The following is a 7,846-nucleotide window of genomic DNA, read 5'->3' on the forward strand; positions in this document are numbered from 1 at the left end:
CGGCTGGATCATCGACACCTCGTTCGTGGTCGCCACGGCGTGGGCGGCGATCGCGATCTGCACCTTCTCCGGCTCGCGCGCCGGCCGGGCGATCTTCACCGCACTCCTGGCGGGCAGCACGGTCATCGGGCTGTGGAGCGCGGTGGCCCCTCAGGCGGCGGCGCTGGGCAGCGGCGAGCTCATCCTGGCCGCGGCGCATCCCACGTTCATGTCGCTCACCTCCCTCGCGGTGGCGCTCGTGGCCATCGCGGTGCTGGCGCTGCTCTACCGCCCGGACGTCAACGACTTCTTCCGCGCCCACTCCCCGGCCACCACGGCCCAGCGGGACCGCGACCTCCTCGAGCCCGCGCTCCCCCGGGCCCGCAGCGAGGCACCGCTCACGATGAGCAGCCCCAGCCAGCACCGCGCCACCGACCCGTCCGAGCGGATCGACACGACCGCCACCCCGAGCCTCGCACCCCCGACCACCGCACCGTCCCGCGAGGAGCCGATCGCCCCCGCGCTCTGACGGCTGAGCATCAGAAGAGGGCGACGACGAGCCCCACCACCCCCGACCGGCCCGCAACCGCCAACGGCCGCCGGTCTGGCAGCGTCAGCCCTCAAGGGAGCTGAGCCAGTCGCTGGACGCGCGGGCAAGCTGGGCCGGAGTCGCCTCGAATGTCCGAGGACGGGAACGGCTACTCCAGGCATGCCTCGGAAGTATCACCGGCTTCGCACGGGTTGGCTTCCGGCGCGTCCCCGGTCTCTGGCTCGGAAGTCGGCTCGACCGAGGGCTCGACGGGCTCAGCCGTCACCCCGGGCGCCTCAACCTCGGACGGATTCTGCGTCTCAGACGGAACAGTGACGCTGCTCGAATTGGCGCAATCCGCCAGGTCGGCCACCTGTTGATCTGTCTGCGGGCACTGGTACGGGTATTCGGCGAGCTGCTCACTGCGCAGAGCCGCGCACTGAGGGTGGTACCCGTGGGAGCCGTCACTCAGCAAGCCGCTGTCCGTCCACGCGCCCCCGCCGTAGATGCACTGGACGAGCGTCGGCCCGGCTGCCGTGGGATTTGCCGCGGCCGGCGCTTCGGTCGCGGAGGCGTCCGTCTCCGGCGTCCGCTCGACGGTCGTGGTGGTGGTCTTGCTTGAGGTGGTCCGCGTCGACGAACTCGAAGTCGTCTCCGTGCTGGTCGGCTCGTCAGTCGCCGGTTCAACCCCGCACCCGGCCACCAGGACGAGCGTCGACAACACGGCGCCGACCACATTCAGCCTCGAGGCATGCGAGCGATGTCGGTGGGTAGGTGCACTCAATTGCGGGCCCTTCGTCAGTGCCCGGCTGGGTGGAGCATCCCACCGATCATGCACTGAGCAAACGGCAAATAAGCGAGTTTCCCGGTTCGATGTCAACACTGCTGCACTTCGGACGCCCAGACGTGTCCCACCAGTGCTCGAGCACCGAGCCTGCCCGGCCCCGGCCTCACTCCTCACAGAGACAGAACGGATGCCCCACCGGGTCGAGGTACACGACGAACCGCCCGTCGGGGCTGGGCTGGTTGCCGTGTCGGCGGGCGCCGGCGGCGAGAACGGCCGGCTCGGAGTCGGCGATCGCGTCCACGTAGAAGTCGAGGTGCACCTGCGTGGGAACCGGCCCCTCGGGCCAGGTCGGCGCGCGGAAGTCGGGGACGGTCTGGCACGCGAGCGCGACCGCGCCCGGCTCGCCCTCCGGCGGCACGACGTCGACCCAGTCCGAGTACTCGGCGTCGTCGCGAATCCGCCAGCCGAGCATCGCTGCGTAGAACTCGGCGAGCTCTCGAGCGTCGGGGCAGTCGAGTGCAACGACCACACGCCGCGCGGTGATCCCAGCCATGGCACCGCGCTACGACCTGCACTCCAGGCGCCTCAAGCACTCACGGACCGAGGCTCCTCCCGGCGGCCGGAGCTCGGGCGCTCCCCCGGTGCGCTCTGGGAATCGGCGACGACGACGAGGACCCGCCGCCGCCCGAAGCGACCCGCACCTGGCGGCGCTGCGCCTGACCCAGGCGGGCATCACGACCCACATCGTGGAAATGGGCCGCAGCTGGGAGACGCCGGGGCCGGACGGCAAGATCTTCTCGGGGATGCTCAATCCGGACAAGCGCTCCACGTGGCTCTCGGACACCACCAGCCAGCCGGTCAGCAACTTCATGGGCTTCGGGATCAACAAGAAGGTGGAGCGCTACGTCGGGATCCTCGACGCCGAGAAGTTCTCGGGGATCAAGGTGTACCAGGGCCGCGGCGTGGGCGGCGGCTCGCTGGTCAACGGCGGCATGGCGGTCACGCCCAAGCGCAGCCACTTCGAGCACATCCTCTCGAACGTCGACGCGGCCCAGATGTACGGCACCTACTTCCCGCGCGCGAACGCCGCCCTCGGTGTGAACCACGTCGACCAGACCTGGTTCGAGTCGCCCCCCTGGTATCAGTACGCCCGCGTGGGCCGTAAGACCGCGCACCGCTCCGGGTTCGCCACGACCTTCGTCCCCAACGTCTACGACTTCGACTACATGAAGCGGGAGGCGGCGGGGACGGCGCCGGCCTCCGCGTTGGACGGCGACGTGATCTACGGCAACCACGCGGGCAAGAAGTCGCTGGACAAGACGTATCTGGCCCAGGCCGCCGCCACCAGCCGGCTCACCATCTCGCCGCTGCACCGGGTCACGGCCGTCGCGCCGGCCACCGGGGCGGGTACCGGGTGACGATCGAGCAGATCGACGAGCAGGGCACGGTGATCGCCACCAAGAACGTCACCGCGGACATGGTGTTCTTCGCCGCCGGCAGCATCGGCACCAGCAAGCTGCTCGTGTCGATGAAGGCGCAGGGCCTCCTGCCCAACCTGTCCAACCAGGTGGGCGAGGGCTGGGGCAACAACGGCAACATCATGGTCGGGCGCGCGAACCACATGTGGGACGCCACCGGCTCCAAGCAGTCGACCATCCCCACCCTCGGGATCGACAACTGGGCCGACCCCACCGCGTCGATCTTCGCGGAGATCGCTCCCCTGCCGGCCGGGCTCGAGACCTACGTGAGCCTGTACCTGGCGATCGCCAACAACCCCGAGCGGGCCCGCTTCCAGTTCAACCCCGCCACCGGCAAGGTGGACCTGACCTGGAGCGTGTCCCAGAACCAGCCGGGCATCGCCATGGCCAAGCGCGTCTTCGACAAGATCAACAAGAAGGAAGGCACCGTCTACCGCACCGACCTGTTCGGTGTGTACAAGACCTGGGGCGACGACTTCACCTACCACCCACTGGGCGGCTGCCTGCTCGGCAAGGCCACCGACAACCACGCACGCCTCCACGAATACCCCGGCCTCTACGTGGTGGACGGCTCCCTCGTCCCGGGCAACGTGGGCGTCAACCCGTTCGTCACCATCACCGCATTCGCCGAGCGGAACATGGACGCGATCGTCGCCGACGATCTGCAGTAGGCGAGGCGCGTCCGAGCGGGTTCGGTACGCAAAGGCGACGCCGACGGGCGCCCACCCCCTCAGGGGCCGGCCCGTTCGCCGTGGTGCGGGTGGGGGAATCGGGACGACGACCAGGCTCACCTCCGCCCCGATCACCCGCCGCCTCCGGGTGCGCGGAGCCGGCTGACTCAGCCCGTGAGTCCGCGGAGCCCGACGACCCGGCGGCGGGCCTGGCGGCGTCGTCGGCCGGCTGGATCATCGACACCTCGTTCGTGGTCGCCACGGCGTGGGCGGCGATCGCGGTATCCACCTTCACCGGCTCGCGCGCCGGTCGAGCGACTTTCACAGCACTATTTTTGGCTGGCAGCACAGTCATCGGACTTTGGAGCGCGGTGGCCCTCAGGCCGCGGCGAACTCATCCTGGCCGCGGCGCACCCCACGTTCATGTCGCTCACCTTCCTCGCGGTGGCACTCGTGGGCATCGCGAAACTGGCGCTGCTCTACCGCCCGGACTTCAACGACTACTTCCGCGCCCACTCCCCCGACACCACCGGCCACCGGGACCGCGACTACGTCGAGCAGGCGCTTCCCAGATCCACAACGAGGCACCGCTCACGATGAGCAACCCCACCGAGCACCGCGCCACCGCCCCGTCCGAGCGGATCGACACGACCGCCATCCCGAGCCCCGCTCGCCCGACAACTGCACCATCCGTCGGATGCTCAGCGGTGGTCGAGCTTGTCAGAAACGGCATCAATGACCCGCTCTACTTCGCCGTCTGTCAATCCGCAACCGCTGGGCAGAGTCACGCTTCGGCTGAACAGTTTCTCGGAGACCCCATTCACAAACGCTCGCGAGTTATCCCACAACGGCTGCATATGCATGGGCTTCCAGGCGTGACGGCCTTCGATGTCGCGAGAATCTAGGTGGGCCACCATGTCATCGGCGGTCACCCCATGTTCGGTCCCGAGATCGATCGCGGTCAGCCAGTAGTTGTCGGAGGTCCCGTCCAGTTCGTCGACGGAGCCAAGGAACCGCACGCCTTCGAAACGCGCAAACGCCTCCGAGTACATACGCCTGATCTGTCGACGTCGGACGATGAAGTCGTCGAGCTTGGCCAGCTGCGCGCGGCCGATCGCCGCGAGGATGTTGGACATCCGGTAGTTGTATCCGACTTCCGTGTGTTCGTACCACTGCGCTGGTTGGCGAGCTTGCGTCGACAGATAGCGAGCACGGTCGATGAGCTCGGCGTCGTTCGAGACCAGCATCCCGCCCCCGGATGTGGTCATGATCTTGTTCCCGTTGAACGAGAGTGCGGCCGCGCGGCCGTAGGCGCCGGCTGGCTTCCCTCGGAACTGCGCCCCTAGCGACTCGGCGGCGTCGGCGAGCATCGGCACCCCCAGCTCAGCGAGGCCCGTTTCGAGGACGTCGTAGGCAACGCATCGACCGAACAGGTCCACCGGCACTGCCGCGACGACTTCCCGACCCTCGCTCTGGAGAGTCCGAATAGCCTCCAGCATGAGTTCTGAATCGACATTTCCGTCGGACTCTCGCGAGTCCACGAACACCGCCTCGGCACCTGTATAGGCCACGGCGTTGGCCGTGGCGGCAAACGTCATTGACGAAAGTACGACGCAGGTGCCCGGCGCGGCTCCAAGTTCGAGGAGCGCGAGATGAAGCGCCGCAGTACCAGACGACAACGCCAACGCGTGTTCCACACCGATGCGCTGGCACATTTCCGCCTCGAACGCATCGACCTCCGGCCCGAGCGGCGTCACCCAGCCGGACCGGATGGCCCGGAGCAGAGCCTGCTCTTCTTCTGGGCCGACGGTAGCCTTGGACATGAAGATGCGGGCCATGTGGGAGCCTTTCAAGGTGAGTCTGGTTCGATGCAGGGGTAGAGATGCGGAAGGCAGTTAACAGACTATTTCAGCTTCTCTGCTGGACTAGTGTCGTTCTCGAAGCTACTCGGCCGCAGAGCAGTCAGTGGCTCTTGCCCACTAGTCTGTCCACTCCCCCTCCTACGGGGTCAACGCGATCAATGGAGTAACTGTGAGCCGACAAGTACGACTCGCTATCTTCGACACCACCAAACGCGGTTTCGACATCATCGTCGCTGGTACAGCGCTAGTGGTCAGTGCACCTCTGATGGCGATGTTAGCCATCGTGGTGGCACTGCGTCTCGGTCGGCCGATCCTGTTTCGACAGAACCGTCCCGGCCGTCACGGAGAGATCTTCGAGCTGGTCAAGTTCCGAACGATGCTCAACCCCAATCCGGCCCGGGGCATCGTGTCGAACGACCAGCGAATGACCCCCCTGGGTTCAAGGCTGCGGGACTGGAGCTTGGACGAGCTGCCAAGTCTGTGGAACATCCTTCGCGGGGACATGTCGCTGGTGGGCCCTCGCCCCCTTCTGGTCGAGTACCTGTCCCGCTACACGCCTGAGCAGTCTAGACGGCACGCAGTCCGTCCCGGATTGACTGGGCTCGCCGAGACCATCCGCTCGTCGATCTTCCACGACGGGCCGTACAAGACGCTCGCCGACGTCGAGTACGCGACCGCTGCATGGGTCGAGTGGTGCAACAATGACCGGCTCCACTCGAGCCTGGGTTACGTCCCGCCCGTCGAGTTCGAGCAGAGCTACTACGCCGCTCTCAATCGAGAGCTGCAACCCACATAGGGAGCGGCGGGGAACCTGGGGCGGTTCATGTGTGATTCGGTGAGGGTAGCTGTCCAGTGATCCTGACTGGGCACTCGCCACATCACCTACACTCGGTCCGTGCTTGCCCTCTTCGCCGCTGCGTCAATGACTCTGCTTGCGTTTGGTGGCTACGCTGCCGGGACTCTAACCCAACTTGGATTTCCGGTCAGTCCAATCCTTCTCGGAGCTGCCGGCACAGCGGTGAGCGCCGCAGTGGTTGTCGTCACCCGGCCTTGGACGCTTCGTGGGATTTTGATGCCCATCGCCCTATGGCTGACGATGATCGCTGGGTTCATCTACTCAGCCGGTGGAACCACGTACTCAGATGGTAAGGTCTCCCAACTTCTGACGATGACTCCGCTCGTAGTGGGGGCCGGCGCGATCTTGTTGGCGTTGCCGGAGGTGCGGTCCAAGTTGTTGTTCTGCGTGACCGTTTGGGGTGGTTTCATCGCGCTTTTGCAGTACGTAACTCCGAGTACCGAATCGATTCTGACGCTAAGTGCAGAGGGTTCGAACTATCAGAATTACGGTCGTGCGGTCGGTGCCGCCGCCGTGGCGCTCATTGTCCTGGGTTTTCGACGTCGCACCTCGTCCATACCGTTCCTCATAGTGGGTGTCGGGTTCTTGACACTGACTGCTTTAAGTGGGTCGCGAGGCCCATTCATCGGTGCGGTCATAGCGATCATTATCGGACTGGCTGTAACTCGGGCGTCCGCGATCACCGCCCTTGCGGGCGCGGCGGTCACCCTTCTGGTGTTCCAGTTCTTCGACCCAGCGAAATACCTGCCGGATCGGTTCCGCTCCTTTGAGGACAATTCCACTCAGGCACGTGTGTGGATGCTTGAAATCGCGTGGGAACGGTTCCGCGACTGGCCGTTCGGGATTGGTTGGGGCGGATTGGAAATGTGGCTTAATCCAATTGGCACCAATCTTCTTTATCCGCATAATGTGTACGCTGAAGTAGCGGTCGAGGCTGGGATTCTCGGTCTTGTCGGGTTTGCCGGCTACACGATTTACGCGCTTGTCGGCCAGTACAAGACGTCGACCACGGGCGTCGAGGCCGCGATTCTTGCGCTGTCGGTGTTCATGGTCAGTAACGCGGCCGTGTCTGGGGACATTAATTCGAATCGTGGCCTACACCTGTTTCTCGCCGCCGGGATTGCAGCATGGACTATCCACCGAGTGCGGACCCGTGACGACGGGCCAGGGCCAACGTCTAGGGGGCGTGACCCCCGAATAGTGGACACTGGGGTGTACGTCAGGCGGCCTGATCGAGGGTAGGCATTTGGTTGGCCTCGTAGTCAGGCGCGACCGGTTTCAAAGGGCCGACTGAACCGCCCCAGGTTTCCCGCCGCCTCCTTTTGAGTCGAGGAGGATGGTTGTATGCCGAAGAAGATCGATCCCGCGGTCAAAGAGCGGGCGCTGCGGATGGTGTCCGAGCATCGGGGTGAGTACTCGTCGTTGACGGCCTGCTGTGACCAGGTGGGCCGACGTCTGGGGCTGGGCAAGGAGACGGTCCGGAGGTGGGCTGTGCAGGCCGACATCGACGCCGGAGCCCGGCCCGGGGTCAGCACCGAGGAGAGCGCTGAGATCAAGCGACTCAAGGCCGAGAACCGGCGGCTGACTGAGGACCTGGAGATCATGCGCAGGGCCTCGATTTTCTTCGCGTCAGTACCAAAATGATGGTGCCCGGTGAGGTTGGCTCTTTTTTTCGCTGCCGAAG

At 65.7% G+C, this 7,846-nt stretch carries 9 protein-coding genes and 1 pseudogene; 7 read left to right on the forward strand and 3 right to left on the reverse strand.

Annotation, left to right across the window (positions count from 1 at the left end):
* Positions 1–508: pseudogene (locus KHA85_RS15585) on the forward strand (hypothetical protein); the annotation flags it as partial.
* A 169-nt stretch (positions 509–677) separates the two neighbouring features.
* Here KHA85_RS15585 and KHA85_RS15590 read toward each other — a convergent pair.
* Positions 678–1,232, reverse strand: a complete 555-nt coding sequence (locus KHA85_RS15590) for a hypothetical protein (RefSeq protein WP_213186509.1) — start codon at positions 1,230–1,232, stop codon at positions 678–680.
* 226 nt (positions 1,233–1,458) lie between these two features.
* A complete protein-coding gene (locus KHA85_RS15595; RefSeq protein WP_213186510.1) occupies positions 1,459–1,848 on the reverse strand; it encodes a VOC family protein in 390 nt (129 codons plus the stop codon).
* An 88-nt stretch (positions 1,849–1,936) separates the two neighbouring features.
* On the opposite strand from KHA85_RS15595, the gene KHA85_RS15600 reads away from it, so the two are divergent.
* From KHA85_RS15600 to KHA85_RS15610, 3 genes are all read left to right on the forward strand, one after another.
* Positions 1,937–2,713, forward strand: a complete 777-nt coding sequence (locus KHA85_RS15600; RefSeq protein ID WP_213186511.1) for a hypothetical protein — start codon at positions 1,937–1,939, stop codon at positions 2,711–2,713.
* On the forward strand, positions 2,710–3,444 hold the full coding sequence (locus KHA85_RS15605) for a GMC oxidoreductase (protein ID WP_308936973.1): 735 nt from the start codon (positions 2,710–2,712) through the stop codon (positions 3,442–3,444). Before KHA85_RS15600 ends, KHA85_RS15605 begins: the two co-directional genes overlap by 4 nt.
* A gap of 423 nt (positions 3,445–3,867) precedes the next feature.
* On the forward strand, positions 3,868–4,044 hold the full coding sequence (locus tag KHA85_RS15610) for a hypothetical protein (protein WP_213186512.1): 177 nt from the start codon (positions 3,868–3,870) through the stop codon (positions 4,042–4,044).
* Positions 4,045–4,145: 101 nt separating this feature from the next.
* On the opposite strand, the gene KHA85_RS15615 is transcribed toward KHA85_RS15610, so the two are convergent.
* The gene (locus tag KHA85_RS15615) at positions 4,146–5,282 is read right to left on the reverse strand and encodes a DegT/DnrJ/EryC1/StrS family aminotransferase (RefSeq protein WP_213186513.1); all 1,137 of its coding nucleotides are present in this window, start codon (positions 5,280–5,282) and stop codon (positions 4,146–4,148) included.
* A 193-nt stretch (positions 5,283–5,475) separates the two neighbouring features.
* On the opposite strand from KHA85_RS15615, the gene KHA85_RS15620 reads away from it, so the two are divergent.
* The 3 genes from KHA85_RS15620 (at position 5,476) to KHA85_RS15630 (ending at position 7,806) form a co-directional block, all read left to right on the forward strand.
* Complete coding sequence (locus KHA85_RS15620) at positions 5,476–6,102, forward strand: sugar transferase (protein WP_213186514.1); 627 nt, start codon at positions 5,476–5,478, stop codon at positions 6,100–6,102.
* Between the two features lie 99 nt (positions 6,103–6,201).
* Positions 6,202–7,404: an O-antigen ligase family protein gene (locus tag KHA85_RS15625; protein WP_213186515.1), complete on the forward strand. Its 1,203-nt coding sequence runs from the start codon at positions 6,202–6,204 to the stop codon at positions 7,402–7,404.
* Positions 7,405–7,506: 102 nt separating this feature from the next.
* Positions 7,507–7,806 carry a hypothetical protein gene (locus KHA85_RS15630; RefSeq protein WP_213186516.1) on the forward strand — a complete coding sequence of 100 codons (300 nt, stop codon included), beginning with the start codon at positions 7,507–7,509 and terminating at the stop codon, positions 7,804–7,806.
* The last annotated feature ends 40 nt before the right edge of the window (positions 7,807–7,846 follow it).

The sequence above is a fragment of the Dietzia massiliensis genome, assembly GCF_018390595.1.
In the GTDB taxonomy this organism is placed as follows: domain Bacteria; phylum Actinomycetota; class Actinomycetes; order Mycobacteriales; family Mycobacteriaceae; genus Dietzia; species Dietzia massiliensis.

Coding starts and splice junctions, on each gene's coding strand:
- KHA85_RS15595 (WP_213186510.1), bottom strand. CDS start 1,848: ATGGCTGGGATCACCGCGCGGCGTGTGGTCGTTGCACTCGACTGCCCC.
- KHA85_RS15610 (WP_213186512.1), top strand. CDS start 3,868: ATGTCGCTCACCTTCCTCGCGGTGGCACTCGTGGGCATCGCGAAACTG.
- KHA85_RS15615 (WP_213186513.1), bottom strand. CDS start 5,282: ATGGCCCGCATCTTCATGTCCAAGGCTACCGTCGGCCCAGAAGAAGAG.
- KHA85_RS15630 (WP_213186516.1), top strand. CDS start 7,507: ATGCCGAAGAAGATCGATCCCGCGGTCAAAGAGCGGGCGCTGCGGATG.